Here is a 25,324-nt window from a genome sequence, read left to right as displayed (position 1 = left end):
CGGCGTCAGGGGTAGGCAATGGCGCGGACTTGCGCAAGCGCGCAGGAAGCGGGGATGCGTCAGCCGTTGGCGCGAACGGCGGCCCGGGCCTGCATCAGATCCCACAGGCCGCGATGCTGGGCGAGCAACTGACGCGCGCCGAACTGGATGGCGCGGTCGATGCCGTCATCGCCGCCGATGGCGCCGGCGACCGCCAGCGTCTCGGCGGCGTGCGGCAGGCTGCAGGGCGCTGGCTCCATGCCCACGCGGATGGCGGCGATGTCGAGCAGTTTGCGGATGGCGCGCCAGTCGAGCGCCAGCGCCATGGCCGCGCCCATGGCGCAGCCGCGCCGGTCGGACTGTGCCAGCATGTCGAGCGCGTGGCGCTGCTGGCTGACGATGGTTTCACAATCGGCCTGCCCCGAAGTGCTGGGCGCGGGGCCGACAGCGACGGTCACCTGGGTCAGATAGGCGCGCTCGCCCGCAAAGGCGTCGGCCGCGTGGACCAGCCAGGCCCGCGCGCCATTGTCGGTGGATCGACCGGCGGCATGGTCGATGACGCCGGGATGGCGGCCGTGCAGCAGGCAGAGATAATAGGCGATGTCGGCAAGGTCGGGCAGGGCGCGCGACGCGGCGTTGACCGGGGTGTCGACGATCCGGTGCACATAGGGATGGGCCGCACTGCCCTCCGCACGGACGAGCGCGTCCAGAAGCGGGGAAATGCTGCTGCCTTTATGCAGCGGAATTGCGTTGCTCATCGCCTGTCCTTCGAAGTCCGCCCACCTTGAAGCAAGGCGATGCCTTCACGATAGCGACAACGGGTAAACAGGCGGTTTACGGCGCCTGCGTTACGCCCGATTGGGGCCCGGTTCCGCCCATAGGGAGCCATCAATAGTGACGAAGCAGCTTCAACTGATCGTTCGTCAGGCCATAAAGCGGCCGTCCGCGCCGCCGGATGCGCCCCTGTTCCAGCCGCCTGTCGATCTCGTCGAGGCAGGCGGTGATGTTATGAAAGGGCAGTCCTGACAGGTCGGAATGGCGAAATTGCCACCATTGAGTCTGAAGCAGCCGTTCGATGACGTCGGGAGGAAATCGGAAACGCTTGATCGTCGCGGGTGATCCGGCAACGATGGCATAGGGCGGAACGTCGCGATGGACCACCGATCCGGCGGCCACAATCGCGCCATCCCCGATAGTGACGGATTTGAGGATCGTCACATTGGCGCCGATCCAGACATCATGCCCAATGCGCGGCTGTTCGCCGATACATTCCAAGTCGAGATAGTCGTATTCCGTAGTGAAAGCACGATCCGGCGCATAGTCGCGCCAGTCCGCCTGGCCGGCATATTGGAAGGGGTGCGAACTGAGCCAGTCGACCGGATGATTGCCGCCGCCGATGAAAAGACCCGGCGCGATACTGCAATAGCGCCCGATTTCCGCGATGCTTTCCAGACGGCCGCCCCGCACGCAGCTATAGGATCCGATCTTGCCCACCCAGCCGAACATTTCGATATCGGCGAGCACGATGGGCGGTTCGAACAGCAGGCCGAGGGGCGACTTCACCATCCCGACAATAGCCTGGCTGGCCGCATCGACGCGCAGGCCCATCTTCAGGAACAGTCGGGCCTTCTCATCTCCGCTCAACCCGGTCAGATCGACACTGTCGTGCCCGGGCGACAACGACATTGGCGCGCGATTCTCTCCGAACGATGGAGCATCGTCCTTTTTGACCGATGATCGTTTAACGGGCGGCGGATCAGGAGTCTTGTTTTTCCTGCTTATCCGTTTGTCCGGCACCGCCGTTATTGATCCAGGAAGCTGCGCATCTTGCGGCTGCGGCTGGGGTGCTTGAGCTTTCTCAGCGCCTTCGCCTCGATCTGGCGGATGCGTTCGCGGGTCACGCTGAACTGCTGGCCCACTTCCTCCAGCGTATGATCGGTGTTCATGCCGATGCCAAAGCGCATGCGCAGCACGCGCTCCTCGCGCGGGGTGAGGCTGGCGAGCACGCGGGTAACGGTTTCCTTCAGGTTCGCCTGAATGGCGGCGTCCACCGGGATGATCGCATTCTTGTCCTCGATGAAATCGCCCAGATGCGAATCCTCCTCGTCGCCGATCGGCGTTTCCAGGGAGATCGGCTCCTTGGCGATCTTCATCACCTTGCGCACCTTCTCCAGCGGCATGGACAGGCGCTCGGCCATTTCCTCCGGCGTGGGCTCGCGGCCCTGCTCGTGCAGGAACTGGCGGCTGGTGCGGACCAGTTTGTTGATCGTTTCGATCATGTGGACCGGGATGCGGATGGTGCGCGCCTGATCCGCGATCGAGCGGGTGATCGCCTGCCTGATCCACCAGGTGGCGTAGGTGCTGAACTTGTAGCCGCGGCGATATTCGAACTTGTCGACCGCCTTCATCAAACCGATATTGCCTTCCTGAATAAGATCAAGGAATTGCAGGCCACGGTTCGTATATTTTTTAGCGATGGAGATGACGAGGCGGAGGTTCGCCTCGACCATTTCCTTCTTGGCGATGCGCGCCTCACGCTCGCCCTTCTGCACCATGTTCACGATGCGGCGGAATTCGGGCAGCGACATGCCGGTCGCCTGCGCGATTTCGCTCACCTCGTTGCGAATGCGGTCGACCGAGCGACCTTCGGCGGCGACGAAGGCGGACCATTTCTTGTCGAGGCCGCTCACCTTGTCGAGCCAGCCATCGTCCAGTTCATGGTTTACATAGCGGTCGAGGAAATCCTTGCGGCTGACCTTGTGCCGTTCGGCCAGGCGCAGCATCTGCCCGCCCAGCGCGGTCAGGCGCCGGTTATAGGCATAAAGCTGATCGACGAGATATTCGATCTTCTGCTGGTGGAACTGGACGCTTTCGACCTCTGCGGTCAGGCTTTCGCGCAGGGCCTGATAATCATCCTCGGCCTTCTGGCTCAACGCCTCGCCATTGGCCATGGCGAGCATCCGCGATTCCTGCGCGCTGGAGAAGCTGCGGAAGATGTCGGTGATGGTCGCGAATTTCTCCAGCGCCATCGGTTTCAGCGTCTCTTCCATCTGGGCGAGGGAGAGGGTGTTGTCCTCCTCGTCATCCTCTTCCGTCCGGCGGGCGCGGCGTTCGGTCAGGCCGTCCTCATCCTCATCGCCGTCGGCGGATTCCTCCTCCGGCTCTTCCTCGTCCTTGAAGCTCGGGCCAGCAGTCTTTTCGCTGATCTCGCCATCATCGTCCTCGGCGCCTTCCTCCAGATTTTCGGGCGCGGGGTCTTTCGACAGCATGGCGTCGAGGTCGAGAATCTCGCGCAACTGCATTTCGCCATTGTTGAGCGCCGTCGACCATTCGATGATCGCGTTGAAGGTCGTGGGGCTTTCGCACAGGCCCAATATCATCGTGTCGCGGCCGGCCTCGATCCGCTTGGCGATGGCGATTTCGCCCTCACGGCTCAGCAGTTCGACAGCGCCCATCTCGCGCAGATACATGCGCACGGGGTCGTCGGTGCGGTCGACCGTTTCCTTCTTCTTTTCGGTGACCAGCTTGGGGGCGCCGTCGTCGTCGCCCGAATCGTCCTCGGCGTCTTCGGCATCCTCGCGCTCGCGCTGATCATCGCCGTCCTCGCCGGCTTCCTCATTCTCGACGATGTTCACGCCCATTTCGTTGAGCGCAGCCATGATGTCCTCGATCTGGTCGGTGGACATCTGATCCTGGGGCAGGGCGTCGTTCAGTTCGTCAACGGTGATGTAGCCGCGCTTCTTAGCGCGAGCTATCAGCTTCCTGACCGACGCTTCATTCAGGTCGAGCAGCGGGGCATCGCCCGTTTCCGTGTCCTCGCCCGCACCCTTGCCGTTCGCCTTGCTCGCCATTTATTCGCCTTAATTCTGTCGCCCCGCCACGCCGGGACAAGCACATCACATATGTTCTTCGGGCTGCACCAGTTCCGCGAGGCGGATCAGATGGTCTCTGTGCGCGGTCAAAGCCCGCTGCTGCGCCAGCAGATTGTCTTCCGTAACATCGTCCATCACCCTTTGAGTCGCGGCCGCCAGTTCCCGCTCCAGTTCCGGCCCCTGCGCCATGACCCGGACGACTTCGGCCAGATCGCGCTGCGCGCGACCGGCATCGCCGTCCTTGCTATAGGGGGTGATTGTGAACGTATCGGCCCGGAGCATCCCTTTAGCCATATTATACAACTCACCTTGCCCCAATATGGTAAGGAGGCCATCACTTTCAACCGTTTCTTTGCTGAACGAGGCGGCAATCATCGAATCGAGCAATTGCGCCAGCAGGGGATCTGCGATGGATAGCGTTAGCAACGTCTCGCGGTGGAGCGCGACCTGTTCAGGATGGCGCAGCAGCCCCGCCAAGACCGCCCGCAGCAGCCTTTGTTCCATGCCGGTCGCGCCGATCGCGCGCGCCTCGCCGCCGGCGGGGGGCACAGGCGGCTGCCATTTGCCGCGCTTGTCGCGTTTCCAGCCGGGACGCGATTCGCCGCGCGGCGCGCGTTGCTGCTCACCCGGCGCTGACCGGGCGAAGAAGAGCGCATCATAACGCTGGCGGAAAATCTGGACATAATGGGCGCGCACATCTGCGTCCGCGATGGCGTCGGTCAGCGCGCGAAGTCTTTGCTTGAGCGCGGCGCGCTGTTCGGGCGTATCGAGCGGGGCTGCGGACTGTTCATGCTTCCACAGCCGGTCGACCAACGGCTCCGCTCCGATGAGCACAGCCTCGAACGCGGCGGCCCCTGATTCGCGCAGCAGGTCGTCGGGATCCTGCCCTGGCGGCAGGGTCGCGAAGGCCAGGCTCATTCCCGGCCTCAGAAGGGGCAGCGCCCGCAACGCCGCGCGGATCGCGGCCTTCTGCCCCGCCGAATCGCCATCGAAGCAGAGGACAGGCACGTCGACCATTTTCCAGAGCCGTTCGATCTGATGCTCGGTCAGCGCCGTGCCCAGCGGCGCGACGGCATCGGCAAAGCCCGCCTGCGCCAGCGCGATCACGTCCATATAACCTTCGACCACGATGATCCGGCCGCTGTTGCGGCTGGCGGGCGACGCCTTGTCGATATTGTAGAGGGTGCGCCCCTTGTCGAAGAGCGGCGTGTCGGGGGAATTGAGATATTTGGGTTCGCCCGCGCCCAAAATCCGCCCGCCAAAGGCGATCACCCGGCCGCGAATGTCGCGGATGGGCAGCATCAACCGGCCGCGAAACCGGTCGTAGGTCTCGCGTTCTCCCTCGGGGGCGATCAGCAGGCCCGCCTCGACCAGCATCGGTTCGCCGAAATCCTTGAGCGCCGCCTTCAGCCGCCCGCGCGAATCGGGGGCGTAGCCAAAGCCGAAGGCGCGACGGGTGGCGTCGGATATGCTCCGCTTTTGCAAATAGGCGCGCGCCTCCGCCCCCTCGATGCCGCCCAGTTGCTCCTCGAAAAATGCCTGCGCCGCCGCCATTGCATCATGCAGGCCCTTTGCCTGTTCAGCGCGTTTGGCGGCGCGCGGGTCGGGCGCAGGCACATCCATGCCCGCCGCCGCCGCCAGTTCCTTCACCGCGTCCATGAAGGGCAGGCCGCGCTGGTCGGTCATCCACCGGATGGCGTCGCCATGCGCGCCGCACCCGAAGCAATGATAGAAACCCTTTTCGTCGTTGATCGTGAAGCTGGGCGTCTTTTCGTTATGGAAGGGGCAGCACGCCTTATATTCGCGCCCGGCCTTCTGCACCTTCACCGTCCGCCCGATCAGCGTCGACAGCGACGTGCGCGCCCGCAATTCGTCCAGGAAGGCTGGGGAAAGGCTCATGCCCCGGGCACGATCAGGCGAGCGCCGCCTTCACCAGGCCGCTGGCCTTGCTCATGTCGATCACCTGGCCGTGGCGTTCCTTCAGCACCGCCATCACCTTGCCCATATCCTTGACGCTGGACGCGCCGATTTCGGCCTTGATCGCCAGAATCGCGGCGGTGGTTTCCTCCGCGCTCATCTGTTGCGGCAGGAAGCTTTCGATCACATCGAGTTCGGCCTGTTCCTTCGCGGCCAGTTCGTCGCGACCGCCGCTCTTGAACATGTCGATGGATTCGCGGCGCTGCTTGCCCATTTTCTGGAGCACTTCGACGACCACTATGTCATCATCGGGCACATTGGCGGCGGTGCGCAGTTCGATGTCGCGGTCCTTGAGCTTCGCGAGGATCAGGCGCACGGCGGCCAGCCGGTCCTTGTCGCCCGCCTTCATGGCTTCGACCTGGGCGCTCTTTATCATGTCGCGAATCATGGCGAGGAAATCCTGTCTGCGGGAAAGGAGCATATATAATGCGAAATGACTTTTTTAACAGACGTTGACCGCGCGGCGCGGGAGGCATAGGTGACCGGCCGTTTAACCCGCATCAGACGGGTTCCCGAAAAAGCATAAGAAGGAATCGCTTGCCATGGCTGACGCCAAGACCTTGACCGTGCCCGAAGGAGCGACAGGGGCATTGGTTTTCGCCGATGGCAGCGCGGTTTTCGGCCGTGGTTTCGGTGCTGTGGGCGATGCGGTGGGGGAGCTCTGCTTCAACACCTCGATCACCGGCTATCAGGAAATCATGACCGACCCCAGCTATGCGGGGCAGATCATCAATTTCACCTTCCCCCATATCGGCAATGTCGGCACCAATGCCGACGATGTGGAGGCCGACGCCCCCCATGCGCTGGGCTGCATCGTGCGGCAGGATGTGACCGCGCCCAGCAATTTCCGCAACGTCATGCCCTTTGACCAGTGGATGAAGGACAATGGCCGCATCGGCCTGGCGGGCGTCGACACCCGCGCGCTGACGCGGATGATCCGCGAAAAGGGTGCGCCCAATGTCGTCATCGCCCATGATCCAACGGGCCGGTTCGACATCGTCGCGCTCGCCGCGAAAGCCGCCGCCTGGCCGGGTCTGGAGGGCATGGACCTCGCCATCGCCGTCACCGGGGCGCAGCGGCCCTGGGCGCATGGCGTGTGGAAGCTGGGCTTTGGCTATGGCCTGAATGAAGCGGGTGCGGAGCGGCCCCATGTCGTCGCGCTGGATTATGGCGCGAAGCACAATATCTTCCGCAATCTGGTGAAGGCCGGTGCGCGCGTGACCGTGCTGCCCGCGACGGCGACCTATGAGCAGGTGATGGAGCAGAAGCCCGATGGCGTGTTCCTGTCCAACGGCCCCGGCGATCCCGCGGCGACCGGAGCCTATGCCGTGCCCGTCATCGCGGCGTTGCTGACCGAAAATATCCCGATCTTCGGCATTTGCCTCGGCCACCAGATGCTGGCGCTGGCCACCGGCGCGAAGACGATCAAGATGCATCAGGGCCATCGCGGCGCCAATCATCCGGTCAAGCGCCTGTCGGATGGACAGGTGGAAATCACCAGCATGAATCACGGCTTTGCGGTCGATGCCGACAGCCTGCCGGGCAATGTCCGCGCGACCCATGTATCGCTGTTCGACGGCAGCAATTGCGGCATCGAACTGACGGACAAGAACGCCTTTTCCGTGCAATATCACCCCGAAGCCTCGCCGGGGCCGCAGGACAGCTTCTATCTGTTCCAGCGGTTTGTGGAGGGGCTGAAAGGCCCGGTCCCGGCGTGAGCCTGAACCTGCCCCCTGTCGACGAAGCGCGCCTTGCCGCCGAGTGGGAGGCGGATCGCGAAGTCCTCGCCAACCTCGCCGCCAATGGCGACGTCGCGCGCATCGCGCGGCCCGTGGACGTCAGCTTCAAGGGCAGCGAGCAGGATTTCGAGCGCGTGCTGACCATCGCCAGCCAGTTCGGCATGGTCGAACTGGACCGGGAGGAAGATGAGGAGGGCGACCTGTTCCTGTTCCTCGAATGCGTGCAGCCGGTCGACGAAGCCTCGATCCGCGCGCTGACGAAGAAATGCCTCCAGATCGAGATTCTCTGCGGCGTGGAGTATGACGGATGGGGGTGTGAGGCTCGGACGGGGGGCGTGCATTGATTATATCGTGCTGTCTCGTTTGGTTGGAGAGAGTTTTGTGAAGCCCTCTTTTTTAAGCGCCGAAACAGTAGATCGGGTTTCGACGAAAAATGTCTTAGCTCCGGGCCTTTGGATATTGGGAGTATTATGTCTTGTCGTTTTCCCAGCGGCAATATTTTTGCCTCCGTGGGCAGCAGTAACTGGAATCATATTTGTTGGGGTTACGTTAGCGGTTGTCCTTGGGCTGTTTGTTTACCACTCTGTTCGTGATCCTGCCTTACTTCGATCTGAAGAGTTTGTGTTAAGGCAAACTGCATTACAGATTTATGGGTCGAAAGAAACTGGAGCGGAAGATATTGCACGTATTGTAAATGCCGCGCCTGTTACGAGCATAGCGTTTCTGGAGGCGCAGTCTGATGTCTGATACATCTGCGGCCCTTGTTACATTCGATGTCACTAAGCAGGCGTTGAACGGTGACGGAATTGTAAATCTTTTTAATAGTGTCCCTCAGATTTTGGACTGGTGGAATTACATTCCAGGTGTTTTTATTGTGAAGCACTTCGGAAGTAGCATCGACATTACAACAAATTTATATGACGCGGGATTAAGGTCTTATTTGTTGGTCCCAATAGATCCGGCAGATGTTCAGGGGCAGTTGCCGCCGTCGTCATGGAATAAGTTGTTTAAAGACATGTTTGTTGACGATTTTGACCGAGTCCTGGCTAAGCATGTTGAGCGGCGGACTTATCGTGAAAAATCTCAAGCGAGGCCTTCGGACGACTAATGCCTAAAAGAACCGACATCTCCTCCATCCTCATCATCGGCGCTGGGCGTGACCTGACTCCCTCTCCCCGTCGGGGAGAGGGTTGGGGTGAGGGGGCCCGGCGCTGATGGGATATGCAACCGCTAAACACCCTCATCCAACTTCTCCTAGGCAGCAAGCTGCCAAGGCTTCGTGTCCTTCTCCCTCAAGGGAGAAGGTTTCGGGCGAGGCGCAGTTCCGACACTATGGTTTCGAGTACGCCGTCTATATTGCTCAGGACGTCGTAATTCCAGAATCGGATCACATGATAGCCATGGGCTTCGATCAGCTTGGTGCGAGCGGTGTCGGCTTCGCTCATCGCATGTTGTCCGCCGTCGAGTTCGACGACCAGTTTCGCGCTGCGACAAGCGAAGTCGGCGACGTGCGGGCCTATGGGAAACTGGCGAACGAATTTGAAGCCGTCCACCTGACCGGCGCGCAGTCGCGCCCACAACATCTTTTCCGCTTCGGTCGGATCGCGGCGCAGTTTGCGCGCGACGCTGGTCAGGCGCTTTTCCACCATCGTTTCACACCCTCACCCAACCCTCTCCCTCAAGGGAGAGGGCTACAGAATAGAGCATCATAATGCCCAAACGCACCGACATCTCCTCCATCCTCATCATTGGCGCTGGTCCGATCATGGGTGCGGGAGCGGTGCGTTCCATGGGTCGATCAGGTCAACACCTGCACCGGCAAAATCGCTCAGGTTTCGGGTGGCCAGCGCCATGCCATGGCGCAACGCCGTCGCCGCGATCATTGCGTCAGCGGTGCCGATCGGCCGGCCCTGCGTTCTTGCTCCTTCCAGCACCCGCGCATAATGGAGGGACGCCTGTTCGTCGAAATCCAGCAGCCGGTCCGCATAGAGCGCCGCAAGCCGGTCGAAATGGCCTTCAAGAGCAGTCCGACGTTTTCCGGGCGGCATCATCGCTGCGCCTGCGCGCAACTCGGCAAGAACGATCGTCGGCAGCCATAGCTGGTCGCTGTGAGCGCGCACCCATGCGCGCACGGACTGGCTTGGTTCAGCCTTGGTCGCTTCGCTCCAGACGTTGGTGTCGACCGCAATCATTCGTCAAAAATGGCGTAGCTGGCGGGCGTGTCGGGGGCTTCGGGAAGGTTGAAGCCGGGGCGGCTCGCTTCGTAGATAAACTCCCACATGTTGTTCTGTTTGGTCCGATCGGTCGCGACGGCCGCCAAAATCATCTGCCGCGCTTCCTCCTCCATCGAACGGCCGTTGGCGGCCGCGCGCTGGCGGAAAAGATGCTTGGCTTCATCGGGAATGTTGCGGATCGTCAGACTTCCCATCGCCTGTCTCCCATGATTGCATTGCAATCAATCTATTCAATGAGAGCACTCTAAACAATGCCCAAGCGCACCGACATCTCCTCCATCCTCATCATCGGCGCTGGTCCGATCATCATCGGCCAGGCGTGCGAGTTCGATTATTCGGGCACGCAGGCGGTGAAGGCGCTGAAAGAGGAGGGCTATCGCATCATCCTGGTCAATTCCAATCCCGCCACGATCATGACCGACCCGGAATTTGCCGACGCGACCTATGTCGAGCCGATCACGCCTGAAATCGTGGCGAAGATCATCGAGAAGGAGCGGCCCGATGCGGTGCTGCCGACGATGGGTGGCCAGACCGCGCTGAACACGGCGCTCGCGCTGTTCAACGACGGCACGCTGGAGAAATATGGCGTCCAGATGATCGGCGCCGACGCCGAAGCCATCGACAAGGCGGAGGACCGGATCAAGTTCCGCGACGCGATGGACAAGATTGGCCTGGAATCCGCCCGCTCCCGCATTGCCCATACGATGGACGAAGCCATGGCGGCGCTGGAATTCACCGGCCTGCCCGCAATCATCCGGCCCAGCTTCACCATGGGCGGCACCGGCGGCGGCATCGCCTATAACCGCGACGAGTTCGTCAATATCGTGCGCGGCGGGCTGGACGCTTCGCCCACGACCGAGGTGCTGATCGAGGAATCGCTGCTCGGCTGGAAAGAATATGAGATGGAGGTCGTCCGCGACCGCAACGACAATTGCATCATCATCTGTTCCATCGAGAATATCGACCCGATGGGCGTCCATACAGGCGACAGCATCACCGTCGCCCCGGCGCTGACGCTGACCGACAAGGAATATCAGATCATGCGGAACGCGAGCATCGCGGTCCTGCGTGAAATCGGCGTGGAAACAGGCGGTTCGAACGTGCAGTTCGCGGTCAATCCGAAGGACGGTCGACTGATCGTCATCGAAATGAACCCGCGCGTGTCGCGCTCCTCCGCGCTGGCGTCGAAGGCGACAGGCTTCCCGATCGCCAAGGTCGCGGCGAAGCTGGCCGTGGGCTATACGCTCGACGAGATCGAGAACGACATTACCGGCGCGACGCCCGCGTCCTTCGAACCGACCATCGACTATGTGGTGACGAAGATCCCGCGCTTCGCCTTTGAAAAGTTCAAGGGTTCCGAGCCGCTGCTCGGCACCGCGATGAAGTCGGTCGGCGAAGTCATGGCGATCGGCCGCAACATCCATGAATCGATGCAGAAGGCGCTGCGGGGCCTTGAAACCGGCCTGTCGGGCTTCAACCAGGTCGACCATCTGGTCGGCGCGCCCAAGGATGACATCATCGCCGCGCTGGCGCAGCCGACGCCCGACCGCCTGCTGGTCGCCGCGCAGGCATTGCGGGAAGGGCTGAACGTCGCGGAAATCCATGCCATCGCCAAGTTCGATCCCTGGTTCCTGGAACGCATCAAGGAAATCGTCGACGCCGAACAGGGCGTGATCGACAACGGCCTGCCGCGCGACGCAGCGGGGATGCGGGCGCTCAAGGCCATGGGCTTTTCCGACAAGCGGCTCGCCTGGCTGGCATTGAAGTCCGCCAATCTGCGCGGCATGGAGCGCGGCATCGCGCGCGGCAGCGGCCTGATCCACGAAGCGGTCAAGGCGATGACCGGTGGCGTGACCGAGGCGGAAGTGCGCGCATTGCGCCACAAGCTGGGCGTGCGCCCGGTGTTCAAGCGCATCGACACCTGCGCCGCCGAGTTCGCGGCGAAGACGCCCTACATGTATTCGACCTATGAAGCGCCGATCTTCGGCGAGCCTGAAAATGAGGCGCAGCCCAGCGACCGCAAGAAGGTCGTCATCCTGGGCGGCGGCCCCAACCGGATCGGGCAGGGGATCGAGTTCGACTATTGCTGCGTCCACGCCTGCTTCGCGCTGAGCGAGGTCGGCTATGAAACGATCATGGTCAACTGCAACCCGGAAACGGTGTCGACCGATTATGATACGTCGGATCGCCTCTATTTCGAGCCGCTGACGGCCGAGGATGTGCTGGAAATATTGCACGTCGAAATGTCGAAGGGGACGCTTGCCGGCGTGCTCGTGCAATTTGGCGGGCAGACGCCGCTGAAGCTGGCGCAGGCGCTGGAGGATGCGGGCATCCCCATATTGGGCACATCGCCCGACGCCATCGACCTCGCCGAAGATCGCGAGCGGTTCGCGGCGCTGATCGACCGGCTGAAGCTGCTCCAGCCCGCAAACGGGATCGCCCGCAGCCGGGAGGAGGCGATCGCCGTGGCCAACCGCATCGGCTATCCGGTGCTGATGCGCCCCAGCTATGTGCTGGGCGGCCGGGCGATGGAGATCGTCGACGGTCAGGCGCAGCTGGAGGAATATATCGCCACCGCCGTGCAGGTGTCGGGCGATTCGCCGGTGCTGATCGACCAGTATTTGCGCGATGCGACCGAAGTGGACGTCGACGCGCTGTGCGATGGCGACGATGTCGTGGTCGCGGGCGTGCTCCAGCATATCGAGGAGGCGGGCGTCCATTCGGGCGACAGCGCCTGTTCGCTGCCGCCCTACAGCCTGTCGGACGACATCATCGCGGAGATCGAGCGTCAGGCCGATGTGCTGGCCCGCGCCCTGTCTGTCCGAGGGCTGATGAACATCCAGTTCGCGGTCAAGGACGGCACCGTCTACCTGATCGAGGTGAACCCGCGCGCCAGCCGCACCGTGCCCTTCGTCGCCAAGGCCATCGGCACGCCGATCGCCAAGATCGCCAGCCGGGTGATGGCGGGCGAGAAGCTGAAAGACCTGCCGACCATCGACCGCAACGCGATTGACCATATCGCGGTCAAGGAAGCGGTATTCCCCTTCAACCGCTTCCCCGGCGTCGATCCCGTGCTGTCACCCGAAATGAAGAGCACCGGCGAAGTCATGGGAATCGATAAGGATTTTGCCACTGCCTTTGCCAAGGCGCAGATCGGTGCGGGCACCATGTTGCCGACATCGGGCACGGCCTTCATTTCGCTGAAGGACGATGACAAGGCGGTCATCCTGCCCGCCGCGCGCAAGCTGGCCGAGATGGGCTTTTCGATCATCGCCACGGGCGGCACGGCCCGTTTCCTGGAGGATGAAGGCATTGCGGTCGAAACGGTGAACAAGGTGGCGCAGGGCCGCCCGCACATTGTCGACCGGATCACCGACGGGGCCGTCGACCTGATCTTCAACACGACCGAAGGGTGGCAGTCGCTGAAGGACAGCAAGGCGATCCGCACCAGCGCCCTGCGGCACAAGGTCGCCAGCTTCACCACGGCGGCGGCCAGCGTCGCGGCGGTCGACGCAATCGAGGCGCTGCGCGGGCACGCCCTTGAAGTGCGGTCGCTCCAGTCCTATTATCCTGCCTCGCTAGCCTGACCCCCCTGCATCAAGGAAGCGTGAAGCGGGCGGCCCCGGAACCGGGGTCGCCAGAGGAATTTTTTGACGAAGGATTTGGATGATGGCCACCGTTGAGAAGATGCCGATGCTGCAAATGGGCTATGACAAGCTCAGTGCGCAGCTCCGCGAACTCAAGGCGGAGCGTCCCCTGATTGTGGAGGCGATCGAAGAAGCGCGCGCGCATGGCGACCTCTCCGAAAATGCCGAATATCACGCCGCCAAGGAACGGCAGGGTCAGGTGGAAGCGACGATTTCCGACCTGGAAGACAAATTGTCGCGCGCCCAGATCATCGATCCCAAGACGCTGTCGGGCGACAAGATCGTGTTCGGCGCGACCGTCACCCTGCTGGACGAAGACGACAAGCCGGTCAAATATCAGATCGTGGGTCAGGCCGAGGCCGACGCCAAGGCGGGCATGATCAGCTATAACAGTCCGCTGGGCCGGGCGCTGATCGGTCGCCAGATCGGTGACGAGGTCGAAGTGACCGTGCCGTCGGGCGACAAATTCTATCTGGTCGAACGCATCGATTTTGTCTGACGGGCATGGCGATGGTGACGCCGCGATCGCTTGCCGGACGCATGATCGTCTGGATCGCGGCTGCCAATCTGTTGATCTTCCTGATCCTCCTGCTGTCGGATCAGGTCGAGGCGGCGGCGCTGATCGCAGGCATCATCCCCGCGCGCTTTGGCGATCCGTCGCTGTTCGACGGTGTCAACGCCGTGCCTGTCTGGCTGACCCCGCTCAGCGCGACGCTGATCCATGCCGGTTGGGCGCATATCGGGTTCAACATGTTCATGTTGCTGTTCTGCGGATTGCAGGTAGAGCATGTCTTCAACCGCTGGTTGACGCTGCTGCTCTATGTCATGGGCGCTTTTGCCGCCGCGTTCGCCCAATGGGCGGCTGATCCGGGATCAACCGCCAGCTATGTCGGCGCGAGCGGGGCCATTTCGGCGCTGATCGCCAATTACGCCTTGCTCTATAGCCGACAGGAAATGCGTCGGGTCGGGCCATTTTCCGCCAATATCGTGCGGATGCTGTGGTTGGCGGCCGCGTGGATCGGGGTGCAAATGCTTCTGGCGCTGGCGGTGTCCACCCAGCCGGGCGGGATTGGCTCTATTGGCGTTGCCGCGCATATCGGCGGCTTCCTGGCCGGGCTGCTGTTGACCCGGCCTCTGCTGCACTGGCGTTTTCGCGCGCGTCCCGGCGCCTGACCGGCGGCCGGGTCTTATCCCTGTTCAGGCGCTGGCCTGGGGCGCTTCCGGATCGAGCAGCCGGTGCAGGTGGACAATCACATAACGCATTTCGGCGTCGTCGACGGTCCGCTGGGCGGCGCCGCGCCAGGCCTTTTCGGCGCTGGCATAATCGGGGAAAACGCCGACGAAATCGACCGCGTTCAGATCCTCGAACTCCAGCGTCTGGGGGTTTTTCACACGCCCACCCATCACCAGATGCATCTTGCTCATGGCGTCTCCATTCCTTTTTTGCAGGGGTTTCGCCAGCGATTAGCAGCGGCGCAGCCCCATTCCAAGGGGCTCGCACCAAAGCATGGGATCGGTCGGGCCGTTATTTCCTCGGCAGGCGGCTTTTGACGTCTTTCGCGATGGCTTCCGCCTTTTCCGCGACAAGGGCTGCGGCCTGATCGGCAAGGCGCGATGCCAGCGCGGCCATGTCGGTGCGACCGATGCTGTCGCGTGCGCCGCTCGCGCTATCCCTGGCTGCGTCGACAGCCGCTCCGGTCTTGCGTGCGACCGCTTCGGCGCTCTCGCCAGCCAGCGTGCGGGCGGCGATAGCGGCGTTGACCGCGCGCGCGCCCAAGGATGTGGCCACGGCGGGCAGCGCGCGCATCGCCTTGCGGCTCTTGGGGAACATCCATGCGATCAGCGCGCCGGCGGCCACGGCGCCCGCCACGGCCGCGACCGGATGCTCGGTCACGATTTCGTTCGCGCGGGTGGCGACCCGGCTGGTCCGGTCACGGGCGTCGGTCAGGGCTTCGCCCGCCTTGTCTCTGCCGGTCTGGATCAGGTCGCCCGCGCTTTCGCGCATCTTTTCGGCGCTATCCTTGATCTTGCCGCTGGCGCTGTCGGCAATGCCGTTGGCGGCGGCGCGCACGCGGCTCAGCTTTTCCTGAATTTCAGCCATGGTCATTCTCCGAATTGCGGGTCTTCCAACGAACGTGCAGGCGGCCAAAAAGTGCCGCAAGCGGACGTCTGGCGAGATAGGCGATGAAGGCGGTGGCCGCCGCCGCCGTGGCGACGGGATGGGCGCGAACCGACCTTACGGCGCGATGACCTGCGTCAGTCACTGTCTGGACGGCTTGATCGCGCGCATCCCGTTTCAGGCGAGCCGGGGTCAGCCGGACGCGGGCGACCGCGACGCTGTCGTTCAATCGGGTGCGGGCGGCGATGGCGCGGGCGCAGGCGGCGCGATAGGATTCCTGCCGGTTCATGGCCTGATGTCCCTTTTCATGCGGGCGATTCGCGCACGCGCCAGCAGCAGCAGGATGGCGGCCATCGTCAGGGCGCTCCCCAGCACCGCGCCGATCGCGCCGAGCGGGGTGAGGATGGGCGCGAGCGCGATAATCAGCCCGACGAGCAAGGCGACGATAGTGCCGGTTCCCAATGTAATGGCTATTACGATCAGGATCGCCGCGTCGCGCACGCCCGCCGCGATCAGGGATGCGCGCAGTTTTTGCCGGTCGCCTTCCGCCTCGACATAGGCGCGCGCGTCGTTGGCCAGCCGGGCGAACACCGCGCCAAGCGACACATCCTCTTCGGTCCCGGCCGGTTCTTCCGGCGACACCGGGTCGGCAGGCTGGTCTGTCACGTCAATCCTCCGGGCCCGCAGGCAGCGTCTTGTGCATCATGCCCTGGCGCGGGTCACTCTTCGTCCGAGCCCTTGGCCAGGCGCATCAGCACGAAGCCGACAACTGCCGCTGCGCCAATCGCGACGGCAGGACTTTTTCGCACGAAATCGCGCGCTTCGGCCATCAATTGATCGACGTCCTTGCTATCCAGCGTGTCGGCCGCGCTGGCCACGGATTGGGCCGCCTGTCGCGCATAGTCGCCATATTGCGGACCCAGTTTTGCATCGACGGTGCCGGCCGTTTCGGCGATCAGCTTGGCCAGGCTCTGCATGGCGGTGCCGGTGGACTCCTTGGCATAGCCCGCAGCGGACTTGGCGGTCTTGCCGGCCTGCTCCCTGATCGGGTCGATCTGCGCCTTCCAGTCGATTTCCTGCAGCTTCTCAGACGCGGCGCGTGCGGCGTTTTCAGCCTTCACCCTCATTTCGCCAGCCTTGGCCTTGAGCGGCGCGATCTGCTCCTCCGCCTTTGCTTTCAATGGCGCGATCTGAGCGGTCCAGCCGGTCGCGGCAGGCTTGGTCGAGGCCTTGTTCAGGCGCGGCTTGCGCACGGGCGCGGCCTTGGCGGCGGAGATGACGGGGGCCGACGCCTTCATCGGCTTTGCCTTGGCGACCTTAACGGCGGCTTTCTTCGGCGCCTTGGTCACGTTTTTGCGAGCGGGAGTTTCGGGTGCGTCCGCCATGTTGGTTTCTCCTCAAAAACTGTGGGGCCTTTGGCCAATTCTGACAGCGTCAGGCCACCAATGCTTCGCGGCCGCAAACAGTTCCGTTGCCGTTACAGTAACGAGCATCGGCATTTTTTGAACGAAGGCAAGCCCTGCCGCATTGCCAGATGCACATGGCGTGGCTAATCGAGTCGCGATTGCCACAGTCGGCCGATACTAGCAGGGAAAAAGCCATGACCGCCATTCTCGACGTCCACGCGCGCCAGATTCTCGACAGCCGGGGCAACCCGACCGTTGAAGTCGACGTGATGCTGGAGGATGGCAGTTTCGGTCGTGCGGCGGTGCCCTCGGGCGCTTCAACCGGCGCCTATGAAGCGGTGGAAAAGCGCGATGGCGACATGTCCAGATATATGGGCAAGGGCGTTCTGGCCGCGGTCGCCGCCGTCAATGGCGAGATTGCCGAGGAGATCGTCGGCATGGAGGCCGAAGATCAGGGTGAGATCGACGCGGCGATGATCGCGCTCGACGGCACGGAGAACAAGAGCCGTCTGGGCGCCAACGCCATATTGGGCGTCAGCATGGCCGCCGCCAAGGCCGCCGCCGATGCGCGCGGCCTGCCGCTGTATCGCTATGTCGGCGGCGTTTCGGCCCATGTCCTGCCGGTGCCGATGATGAACATCATCAATGGCGGCGAACATGCCGACAACCCGATCGACTTTCAGGAATTCATGATCATGCCGGTCGGCGCGGACAGCATTGCCGACGCCGTGCGGATCGGTTCGGAAATCTTCCACACGCTGAAAAAGGGCCTGCATGACAAGGGGCTGGCGACGGCGGTCGGCGATGAAGGCGGCTTTGCCCCCAATATCGCGTCGACCCGCGACGCGCTCGATTTCATCATGCTGTCGATCGAAAAGGCCGGTTACAAGCCTGGCGACGACGTGATGCTGGCGCTTGATTGCGCCGCGACCGAATTCTTCAGGAACGGCAAATATGAGATTTCGGGCGAAAACCTCTCTCTGACGCCGGTCGAAATGGCTGATTATCTGGCCGCGCTGGTCGCCGATTATCCGATCAAGTCGATTGAAGACGGCATGAGCGAGGATGATTTCGAAGGCTGGAAGGCGTTGACCGACCTGATCGGCGACAAGTGCCAGTTGGTCGGCGACGACCTGTTCGTCACCAACCCCAAGCGCCTGTCGATGGGGATCGACAAGGGGCTGGCCAATTCGCTGCTGGTGAAGGTCAACCAGATCGGTTCGCTGACCGAAACGCTGGCGGCCGTCGATATGGCGCATCGTGCGCGCTACACCGCCGTCATGTCGCACCGGTCGGGCGAGACCGAGGACGCGACCATCGCCGACCTCGCCGTCGCCACCAATTGCGGCCAGATCAAGACCGGTTCGCTCGCCCGTTCCGACCGGCTCGCCAAATATAACCAGTTGATCCGCATCGAGGAGGAACTGGGCGACATGGCGGTCTATGCCGGGCGCTCGATTTTCCGTTGACGGCTTTGGACTCGGTTGACCGCAGATTAACCAATTTTCGCTTGCAGCGCGCGAATCGCTGTGATTCAAAGAAGGCATGGCGCAGATCGCAAAATTGAAATTGCTGCTGTTTTCGGCATTTGGTCCCGCCATCGCCATCCTGCTGCTGCTCTTTTTCGCGGGTTACGCGATTTTGGGGCCAAGCGGCATTTTGGCATGGGGGGATTATTCGCGTCAGTTGAATAGCGCCCGTGTCGAACTGGCCCATGTCTCGCGCGAGCGGCAGGAAATGCGCAACCGCGTCGACCTGCTCAATCCCCGCCGGGTCGACCCCGATCTCAGTGACGAATTGATCCGTCGCCAGTTGGGCGTCGTGCATCGCGACGAGGTCATCATTCCCCTGAACTGACAGGGTTTGCGCCGTTTTCCGCCTTTTCCGGTTCGGCAAACCTTTGCCGAACCCGGTCGCTTTCCGTTGCATTTTCGCTGGCTTCCTCGCTATATCGACGTCGGATCAACCTTGTCAGACGAGAGGAACAGAGCCCTTGGCGAAAACTCCCACGCCGCGCTCAGGCGCCCGGGCAAAGGCAACCGCCGCGTCGGCCGACCACAACCGGGTCAGGCCGGATGTCCCGACCGATTATGTGGCTAGCAAGGAAGAGTTGCTGGAATTTTATCGCCAGATGGTGCTTATCCGCCGTTTCGAGGAAAAGGCGGGGCAGTTGTACGGCCTCGGCCTGATCGGCGGTTTCTGCCACCTTTATATTGGTCAGGAAGCGGTCGCCGTTGGCATTCAGAGCGCGCTGGAGCCGGGCAAGGACAGCGTGATCACTGGCTATCGCGACCATGGCCACATGCTGGCCTATGGCATCGACCCCAATGTCATCATGGCCGAGCTGACGGGCCGCGAAGCGGGCATTTCGCGCGGCAAGGGTGGTTCGATGCACATGTTCAGCGTCGAACATAAATTCTTCGGCGGCCATGGCATCGTCGGCGCACAGGTGTCGCTGGGCGCGGGCCTCGCCTTCTCGCATAAATATCGTGGCGACGGCGGCGTGTGCGTCGCCTATTTCGGCGATGGCGCGGCCAATCAGGGGCAGGTCTATGAAAGCTTCAACATGGCCGAGCTGTGGAAATTGCCGATCATTTTCGTGATCGAGAACAATCAATACGCCATGGGCACCAGCGTCAACCGATCGTCGGCGGAGGATCAGCTTTATCGCCGCGGCGAGAGCTTCCGCATCCCCGGCATTCAGGTCAACGGCATGGACGTGCTGGCCGTGCGCGGCGCGACCGAAGAGGCGCTGAAATGGGTCAAGGCCGGGAACGGCCCGATCCTGCTGGAAATGAAGACCTATCGCTATCGCGGCCATAGCATGTCCGATCCGGCCAAATATCGCTCGCGCGAGGAAGTGCAGGCGATGCGGGAGAAGTCCGACCCGATCGAGGGCGTGAAGAAGCACCTGCTTGCAGCCGAAGTCGGCGAGGATGAGATGAAGGCGATCGACCAGGAAATCCGCAAAATCGTCAACGCATCGGCCGATTTCGCCGAAACATCGCCGGAGCCCGATCTGGCTGAACTCTATACCGACGTGCTGGTGGAGCAATATTGATGGCTGTCGAAATCCGGATGCCGGCGCTTTCTCCGACGATGGAGGAAGGGACGCTGGCCAAATGGCTGGTCAAGGAAGGCGACAGCGTGTCGTCGGGCGACATCCTGGCCGAGATTGAAACCGACAAGGCGACGATGGAATTCGAAGCGGTCGACGAGGGCATGATCGGCAAGATCATGGTGGCCGAAGGGACCGAGGGCGTGAAGGTGGGCACCGTCATCGCGACGATGGCCGGCGAGGACGGCTCCGTGGCCGAGGCCGCGCCAACGCCTGTCGCCGCGCCTGAACCCGTGGCGGCGAGCGAACCCGCAGCGCCCGCCCAGCGCGCCGCCGCGCCAGCGCAGGCCGCCATTGCCGACCCGTCGCTGCCCGAAGGCACGGAAATGGTGAAGACCACCGTGCGCGAGGCGCTGCGCGACGCCATGGCCGAAGAAATGCGCCGCGACGACCGCGTGTTCGTGATGGGCGAGGAAGTCGCCGAATATCAGGGCGCCTACAAGGTCACCCAGGGCCTGCTGGAGGAATTTGGCGACAAGCGCGTCATCGACACGCCGATCACCGAATATGGTTTTGCCGGCATCGGCACGGGCGCGGCCATGGGTGGCCTGAAGCCCATCGTCGAGTTCATGACGTTCAACTTCGCCATGCAGGCGATTGACCACATCATCAATTCGGCCGCCAAGACCAATTATATGTCGGGCGGTCAGATGCGTTGCCCGGTCGTGTTCCGCGGCCCCAATGGCGCGGCCAGCCGCGTGGGCGCCCAGCACAGCCAGAATTATGGGCCCTGGTACGCCGCCGTGCCGGGTCTGATCGTGATCGCCCCCTATGACGCGGCCGACGCCAAGGGTTTGCTGAAAGCAGCGATCCGGTCCGAAGATCCGGTCGTCTTCCTCGAAAACGAACTGGTCTATGGCCGCAGCTTCGACGTGCCCAAGGTCGACGATTATGTCCTGCCCATCGGCAAGGCGCGGATCATGCGGGCGGGCGAGGCGGTGACCATCGTCAGCTATTCCATCGGCGTCGGCATCGCGTTGGAAGCCGCTGAAACGCTGGCGGCAGAAGGGATCGAAGCGGAGGTGATCGACCTGCGCACGCTGCGCCCGCTGGATACCGCAACGGTGCTGGCCAGCCTGAAGAAAACCAACCGCATGGTTGTGGTCGAAGAAGGCTGGCCGACCTGTTCGATCGCTTCGGAAATCGCCGCCGTGGCGATGGAGCAGGGCTTTGACGACCTGGATGCGCCGGTGCTGCGCGTGACCAACGAGGATGTGCCGCTGCCCTATGCCGCCAATCTGGAAAAGGCCGCGTTGATCGACGCTGGCCGGGTGGTCGCTGCGGTGAAGAAGGTCTGCTATCGCTGATCTGAGGGGCGGTTCCGGTGGAGCTGCCCTTTTCCTTTCAGGTTGCCGAATAGGTCGAGCAACTGGATGCGGTGACGCCTTCGGTATTGTAAATGCCGTCGGTGCCGCCGGTATAATCGCGATTGTCGCGGACCGTCATCGCCGCAACTTCCTTGATTTCGGATATGTTGATGAAGCGAGAGCCGATCAGCGGTTGGTAATTATAGGTGATCTCGACGAACATCACCGCCCCGTTCGACGGCGGGGTCACCTTGAACACATTGGTCGATCCGGTGTTGCGCTCTGTTGTGCTGGCCATGGGATAGGTGGTGGCGGTGTAGGTCTTCAAGCCCCGGCAGCGGTTCCATTTCACCACATATTTGCCCGAGGTCGATCCCGGCTGGATGCTGCGGATGATCACCCGGCCATGGGTGAACAGGTCGAGCTTGCCGCCTTGCAGGCCAGCGCCGGTCAGCAGATCGTTGATCTGCTTTTCGCTGATCGTCTTGTTCGACAGGACGGTGCCGGTGCCGATACGCGAGGCATTGTCCGCCACCATCAGCGCAAGCTGGCTGATGCGCATCTTGGTCGTGGTATAATTGGTCAGTTCAGCCGCGCCCATGGTGACGAGGACGACGAACGGCAGGACGACCGCGAATTCGACGACCGCCATGCCCCTCTGGTCCCGGCCGATCCCTATCCTGCCGGCCCCGCGCGCAAACAGACGCTTCATGTGCAGTTCCTCACCGTGACGGCCGCCTGATCGCCATAGGGCTGGTTCACCAGCACCGTAGTGGCGTTCATCGTGACATTGGCGGGCAACCCTATCGCCTTCAGGAAGGGGAAGAGGCGCGGATAGGAAATCTGGGTGGACAGGATCACGGAATCCTTGGCGCCGCCCTGGCCGGTGGTGCCGTTGTCGATGTCCCAACTGCCGCTGTTGTTGCTGTCTTCATAGGGTTCGCCTGCATTGCAGGTGCCGTTCCCGTTGGTATCGGTGAACGGCTCCTTCGTTCTGGAGGCGGCCTTGGTATAGTCGCGGAAGGATGTGCGTGTGATCGTGACCGTCGCGCCCTTCGCCAGGCGCTGGACCTGATCGGTGATCGCCGTGTTGATCGCGGTCTGGTTTGCGGTCGTGCCGCCCGATTCCAGGGTGGAATCGCGCGCGGCCTTCTGCACGGCGCCCTGCAGCGTACTTTGCATGTACAGCGTATGCCCAAGATCGAGCGCACCCATCACCATGGTCATGAATATGGGCGCGATCAGCCCGAACTCCGTGATGGTGGTTCCCGCCTGGCTGCGGGCCAATGCCTGGATGAAACGGCGGCGGCGCATCATTTGGTCAGCCTTAGCTGGGATATTTCGCTGGCGATCGCCTTGAACTGGTTGATGAGGTCGGCGCTGTTGGCGGCGGAATAGAAGCGGCCGGAACTGGCGCAGGTCTCAAGGTTGGTCTGTGCGTCCGCGCTGACGTCGTCGCCGAAGGAGATCACCCAGAGCGTGATATTCTTGTTCTTGATCGCCTTGCACATGGCCAGAAAGCGCATGTTGACCTGATTTGTCAGTTGTGTGTTGGTCGGACTTGCAGAGGCGGCCGTGGTCCGGCGATCCCACCAGGGCACACCATAAGCAGTGTAATTGTCGTGGTCGGTCTGGGTATCCCCGTCCGTCATGAATATGATGTGCCGTTCGATCGTGCCGCCATTGGGCGTCAGGGCATTGTCGCTGGCGAACAGGCCGGTGGGCGATATGAGGCGCGCACCCCAGATCAAGCCAATGTCGTGGTATGTATTGCCGCTGGGCGTCAGCGAGTTGACATAGGCCTCAAATGAAGCGGCCGTCGACCAAGTTTGCAACCTCTTCGCTGCAGTGGGGCAGAAATACTCGCTCATGTTGGACAGGCGTTCGTCCGTTTTTTCACTGGATGTTATGACAGCGGAGTAATTTCGGCTGCCTCCGTCATTCCTGCGCTCCCAGACTGCGCCTGGCAACATGGGGCCCCATTGGGTCGCGGGGTCACTGGTGTTCGGAACTTGGTCGATGTCCAGATCATAGGCGTTGGATGGGATCGGATCGTAACTGTTGGCGCGTACGGTCTGACGTTCTTCTATACATCCGTCCCATGTCTGGGCTTCGTTGGCGCCATTTGCGCCGACCGGCAAATCAACACTTCCATTCCAGCTATATCCGCCCGCTTTCAGACCGCTGACGTCCAGCGAGACGGGCTGATAGGTATATTGAACCGTCCCGCCTGACAGCGTACGATATTCGCCGCCGGTGCAATAAGGATAGCCCCAGAAACTACCCTGGGTTTGGTTTCGATATTCGGTCGTCGCCGTATTGGTGGGGCACGATCCCCACCGAATTCCCGTTCCAAGCGATGTCCAGTTTCCCCAGGTTCCGGCAGAGCCCGTGAATGTACGGCTCTGATAGGTCCAGCTATTGGCGATCCAGTCGTTATGCAGCAGCTTTCCGACGTTCACATTCACGCTATATGGCACAAAACCGAACCGCAGTTGGACCCCACTGCTGTTGGCGCCGCTTGGCGCCGATCCGCAATCCGCCGTGGTATCGACCTTCATCAAGGCTTCGTAGAAGCATTTGACGGCCTTTTTCAGGCCATTGATCTTCGTGTCGGTGTCGCCCGGATTGACCCAACCCATCGAACCCGTGGTATCGAGCACGAACATCACGTCGGAATTGGGGATCCGCATTTCGGCGTCGCAGGTGACGCTTATGGTCTGATCGCCTTTTTTGAACACCTTCATCACGGTCATCGGCACGATCACCGAGGTGGTTCCTGTCACCTTGCCGGCGGATTCGCTGAAGCTGCGGGTCGTCGTGTTCGTGCCATAGGGATTGGTGCCGAAATTGGCGTCGAACAATTCCAGCGCCACGGTGTTGGCCTTGTTGCTGTCCGCGTTCCAGGCGCCGGACCCCATCTGCTTGCGCCCGGCCAGCGCGCCCGCGTCGCAGGCCTGTTGCAGGCGCGCCTTGGTGAGGTAGAGGCGCGCCATGTCGACGCCGCCGCCGACCAGCCCGAGCAAAGGAATGAGGGCCGCCGCCACCATGGCAAGCATGTTGCCCGACTGGTTCCGCGCGAGCCGGGCCAGAAAGCCCCCTTGATGTTCCTTTGACTTGCCCATTATCCGCATTCACCCAATAACTGCGCCCAAAATCCCCCGAAACATGGACCGGGCGGCATTTTCGCCTATGCAGGCGCACTGGTTAGGATGTGTATGAGGATGATGGTTAAAATGCTGATAACCTCGCTGATCCGCGAAAGCCGGGGATGAGCGATTTATGGGATGAGATAGGGCCGGTTCCGCGCCTGCTCTGCGCCCATGCCGGGCGAGATGCGGCGCGGCATCGGTTGGTGTGGGCGCTGGATGCGCGGCTGGCGATGCTGGTCGCCAAAAGCAGCGAGCCGGCCATCGGCCAGATCAAGCTGACCTGGTGGTATGACGCCCTGACCGATGCGAGCGGAGCAAAGGGGCAGGGGGAGCCGCTGGTCGAGGCGCTCCATGCCGCCGCCATGCTGCCGCCAGCCGGGCTCGACCATCTGATCGACGGGTGGGAGGCGTTGCTGGGGGACGTCGATCTGGACACCTATGCCGCCGGGCGTGGGGGCGGACTGTTTCGCGCGCTGGCGGGACGCGATGATGTCCCCGGCTGGCTGGTGCAAGCGGGGGCCGTGTGGGCGCTGTGGGATTTGTCGGCCCATACCGCCGATGAAACTCTGGCGGCCGATGCGATTGCGCTGGCCGCGCGCCACAAGCTGGGCGAGCGCCCCGACTGGCCTAGGGAATGGGCCGCGATGCGGATCGCCTATGGCCTTGCCCGTTATGATGTGCGGCGCGGGCGGGCGGCGTCGGCGCGCTTGACGCCCCGGCTCTATCTGCAACTATTATGGCTGATCTGGTCGAAATATTAGGCATGGGGGGCAG

28 protein-coding genes are annotated in these 25,324 nt (G+C 62.4%); 12 read left to right on the top strand and 16 right to left on the bottom strand.

From position 1 onward, the window contains the following. Positions 1-59 precede the first annotated feature (59 nt). The 5 genes from GGR44_RS03165 to GGR44_RS03145 form a co-directional block, all read right to left on the bottom strand. Complete coding sequence (locus GGR44_RS03165; RefSeq protein WP_183953963.1) at positions 60-737, bottom strand: DUF6975 family protein; 678 nt, start codon at positions 735-737, stop codon at positions 60-62. A 130-nt stretch (positions 738-867) separates the two neighbouring features. After that, the gene (locus GGR44_RS17045; protein WP_281374175.1) at positions 868-1,665 is read right to left on the bottom strand and encodes a CatB-related O-acetyltransferase; all 798 of its coding nucleotides are present in this window, start codon (positions 1,663-1,665) and stop codon (positions 868-870) included. A 116-nt stretch (positions 1,666-1,781) separates the two neighbouring features. Next, positions 1,782-3,830, bottom strand: a complete 2,049-nt coding sequence (gene rpoD, locus GGR44_RS03155; RefSeq protein ID WP_183953962.1) for an RNA polymerase sigma factor RpoD — start codon at positions 3,828-3,830, stop codon at positions 1,782-1,784. A 45-nt stretch (positions 3,831-3,875) separates the two neighbouring features. Further along, complete coding sequence (gene dnaG, locus GGR44_RS03150) at positions 3,876-5,750, bottom strand: DNA primase (protein WP_183953961.1); 1,875 nt, start codon at positions 5,748-5,750, stop codon at positions 3,876-3,878. A 13-nt stretch (positions 5,751-5,763) separates the two neighbouring features. Further along, on the bottom strand, positions 5,764-6,216 hold the full coding sequence (locus GGR44_RS03145) for a GatB/YqeY domain-containing protein (RefSeq protein ID WP_183953960.1): 453 nt from the start codon (positions 6,214-6,216) through the stop codon (positions 5,764-5,766). A 154-nt stretch (positions 6,217-6,370) separates the two neighbouring features. Here GGR44_RS03145 and carA point away from each other — a divergent pair, with 154 nt between their 5' ends. From carA to GGR44_RS03125, 4 genes are read left to right on the top strand one after another with little or no spacing between them, the layout of a single operon-like run. After that, on the top strand, positions 6,371-7,546 hold the full coding sequence (gene carA / locus GGR44_RS03140) for a glutamine-hydrolyzing carbamoyl-phosphate synthase small subunit (RefSeq protein ID WP_183953959.1): 1,176 nt from the start codon (positions 6,371-6,373) through the stop codon (positions 7,544-7,546). After that, entirely contained in the window at positions 7,543-7,911 is a 369-nt protein-coding gene (locus GGR44_RS03135) for a ribonuclease E inhibitor RraB (RefSeq protein WP_183953958.1), read from the top strand. The genes carA and GGR44_RS03135 overlap by 4 nt, the downstream gene beginning before the upstream one ends. Positions 7,912-7,918: 7 nt before the next feature. Continuing rightward, positions 7,919-8,314, top strand: coding sequence for a hypothetical protein (locus GGR44_RS03130; RefSeq protein WP_183953957.1), 396 nt, complete (start codon positions 7,919-7,921; stop codon positions 8,312-8,314). After that, the gene (locus tag GGR44_RS03125) at positions 8,307-8,675 is read left to right on the top strand and encodes a hypothetical protein (RefSeq protein ID WP_183953956.1); all 369 of its coding nucleotides are present in this window, start codon (positions 8,307-8,309) and stop codon (positions 8,673-8,675) included. Before GGR44_RS03130 ends, GGR44_RS03125 begins: the two co-directional genes overlap by 8 nt. 184 nt (positions 8,676-8,859) lie before the next feature. On the opposite strand, the gene GGR44_RS03120 is transcribed toward GGR44_RS03125, so the two are convergent. The 3 genes from GGR44_RS03120 to GGR44_RS03110 form a co-directional block, all read right to left on the bottom strand. Then, entirely contained in the window at positions 8,860-9,216 is a 357-nt protein-coding gene (locus tag GGR44_RS03120) for an endonuclease domain-containing protein (RefSeq protein ID WP_183953955.1), read from the bottom strand. 114 nt (positions 9,217-9,330) lie between these two features. Further along, positions 9,331-9,759 (bottom strand): type II toxin-antitoxin system VapC family toxin, encoded by a 429-nt coding sequence (locus GGR44_RS03115; RefSeq protein WP_183953954.1) that lies wholly within the window; start codon positions 9,757-9,759, stop codon positions 9,331-9,333. Beyond that, positions 9,756-9,995, bottom strand: coding sequence for a FitA-like ribbon-helix-helix domain-containing protein (locus GGR44_RS03110; protein ID WP_183953953.1), 240 nt, complete (start codon positions 9,993-9,995; stop codon positions 9,756-9,758). Before GGR44_RS03110 ends, GGR44_RS03115 begins: the two co-directional genes overlap by 4 nt. 57 nt (positions 9,996-10,052) lie before the next feature. Here GGR44_RS03110 and carB point away from each other — a divergent pair, with 57 nt between their 5' ends. From carB to GGR44_RS03095, 3 genes are all read left to right on the top strand, one after another. Continuing rightward, positions 10,053-13,388 (top strand): carbamoyl-phosphate synthase large subunit, encoded by a 3,336-nt coding sequence (carB, locus tag GGR44_RS03105; RefSeq protein WP_183953952.1) that lies wholly within the window; start codon positions 10,053-10,055, stop codon positions 13,386-13,388. Between the two features lie 82 nt (positions 13,389-13,470). Further along, positions 13,471-13,947: a transcription elongation factor GreA gene (greA, locus tag GGR44_RS03100; RefSeq protein ID WP_183954229.1), complete on the top strand. Its 477-nt coding sequence runs from the start codon at positions 13,471-13,473 to the stop codon at positions 13,945-13,947. A gap of 41 nt (positions 13,948-13,988) precedes the next feature. Further along, on the top strand, positions 13,989-14,621 hold the full coding sequence (locus tag GGR44_RS03095) for a rhomboid family intramembrane serine protease (RefSeq protein WP_183953951.1): 633 nt from the start codon (positions 13,989-13,991) through the stop codon (positions 14,619-14,621). Positions 14,622-14,645: 24 nt separating this feature from the next. Here GGR44_RS03095 and GGR44_RS03090 read toward each other — a convergent pair whose 3' ends face one another. The 5 genes from GGR44_RS03090 to GGR44_RS03070 form a co-directional block, all read right to left on the bottom strand. After that, positions 14,646-14,873 (bottom strand): DUF4170 domain-containing protein, encoded by a 228-nt coding sequence (locus GGR44_RS03090; RefSeq protein WP_183953950.1) that lies wholly within the window; start codon positions 14,871-14,873, stop codon positions 14,646-14,648. 100 nt (positions 14,874-14,973) lie between these two features. After that, positions 14,974-15,549 carry a DUF883 family protein gene (locus tag GGR44_RS03085; RefSeq protein ID WP_183953949.1) on the bottom strand — a complete coding sequence of 192 codons (576 nt, stop codon included), beginning with the start codon at positions 15,547-15,549 and terminating at the stop codon, positions 14,974-14,976. Next, a complete protein-coding gene (locus tag GGR44_RS03080) occupies positions 15,542-15,856 on the bottom strand; it encodes a hypothetical protein (protein WP_183953948.1) in 315 nt (104 codons plus the stop codon). Before GGR44_RS03080 ends, GGR44_RS03085 begins: the two co-directional genes overlap by 8 nt. Beyond that, entirely contained in the window at positions 15,853-16,233 is a 381-nt protein-coding gene (locus tag GGR44_RS03075; protein WP_183953947.1) for a hypothetical protein, read from the bottom strand. The genes GGR44_RS03080 and GGR44_RS03075 overlap by 4 nt, the downstream gene beginning before the upstream one ends. Before the next feature lie 53 nt (positions 16,234-16,286). Continuing rightward, positions 16,287-16,952 carry a hypothetical protein gene (locus GGR44_RS03070; protein WP_183953946.1) on the bottom strand — a complete coding sequence of 222 codons (666 nt, stop codon included), beginning with the start codon at positions 16,950-16,952 and terminating at the stop codon, positions 16,287-16,289. Positions 16,953-17,167: 215 nt separating this feature from the next. On the opposite strand from GGR44_RS03070, the gene eno reads away from it, so the two are divergent. The 4 genes from eno (at position 17,168) to GGR44_RS03050 (ending at position 21,398) form a co-directional block, all read left to right on the top strand. Continuing rightward, complete coding sequence (gene eno, locus GGR44_RS03065; protein WP_183953945.1) at positions 17,168-18,442, top strand: phosphopyruvate hydratase; 1,275 nt, start codon at positions 17,168-17,170, stop codon at positions 18,440-18,442. Positions 18,443-18,518: 76 nt separating this feature from the next. Continuing rightward, a complete protein-coding gene (locus GGR44_RS03060; protein WP_183953944.1) occupies positions 18,519-18,830 on the top strand; it encodes an FtsB family cell division protein in 312 nt (103 codons plus the stop codon). A 136-nt stretch (positions 18,831-18,966) separates the two neighbouring features. Continuing rightward, the gene (gene pdhA, locus GGR44_RS03055) at positions 18,967-20,034 is read left to right on the top strand and encodes a pyruvate dehydrogenase (acetyl-transferring) E1 component subunit alpha (protein WP_183953943.1); all 1,068 of its coding nucleotides are present in this window, start codon (positions 18,967-18,969) and stop codon (positions 20,032-20,034) included. Continuing rightward, the gene (locus GGR44_RS03050; RefSeq protein WP_183953942.1) at positions 20,034-21,398 is read left to right on the top strand and encodes a pyruvate dehydrogenase complex E1 component subunit beta; all 1,365 of its coding nucleotides are present in this window, start codon (positions 20,034-20,036) and stop codon (positions 21,396-21,398) included. Before pdhA ends, GGR44_RS03050 begins: the two co-directional genes overlap by 1 nt. A 37-nt stretch (positions 21,399-21,435) precedes the next feature. Here the strand turns inward: GGR44_RS03050 and GGR44_RS03045 are convergent, their stop codons facing one another. The 3 genes from GGR44_RS03045 to GGR44_RS03035 are packed head-to-tail and all read right to left on the bottom strand — an operon-like array spanning position 21,436 to position 24,457. After that, positions 21,436-22,110 carry a TadE/TadG family type IV pilus assembly protein gene (locus tag GGR44_RS03045; RefSeq protein WP_183953941.1) on the bottom strand — a complete coding sequence of 225 codons (675 nt, stop codon included), beginning with the start codon at positions 22,108-22,110 and terminating at the stop codon, positions 21,436-21,438. Further along, entirely contained in the window at positions 22,107-22,715 is a 609-nt protein-coding gene (locus GGR44_RS03040) for a TadE/TadG family type IV pilus assembly protein (protein WP_246344279.1), read from the bottom strand. The genes GGR44_RS03045 and GGR44_RS03040 overlap by 4 nt, the downstream gene beginning before the upstream one ends. Beyond that, on the bottom strand, positions 22,712-24,457 hold the full coding sequence (locus GGR44_RS03035) for a pilus assembly protein TadG-related protein (RefSeq protein WP_246344278.1): 1,746 nt from the start codon (positions 24,455-24,457) through the stop codon (positions 22,712-22,714). Before GGR44_RS03035 ends, GGR44_RS03040 begins: the two co-directional genes overlap by 4 nt. 212 nt (positions 24,458-24,669) lie before the next feature. Between GGR44_RS03035 and GGR44_RS03030 the strand changes: the two genes are divergently transcribed. Next, positions 24,670-25,311 carry a hypothetical protein gene (locus GGR44_RS03030; RefSeq protein WP_183953939.1) on the top strand — a complete coding sequence of 214 codons (642 nt, stop codon included), beginning with the start codon at positions 24,670-24,672 and terminating at the stop codon, positions 25,309-25,311. Positions 25,312-25,324: the final 13 nt, after the last annotated feature.

Source organism: Sphingobium fontiphilum (assembly GCF_014196635.1).
In the GTDB taxonomy this organism is placed as follows: domain Bacteria; phylum Pseudomonadota; class Alphaproteobacteria; order Sphingomonadales; family Sphingomonadaceae; genus Sphingobium; species Sphingobium fontiphilum.
Note: the sequence above shows the minus strand (reverse complement) of the source record. Positions and strands in the feature narration are given on the sequence as shown.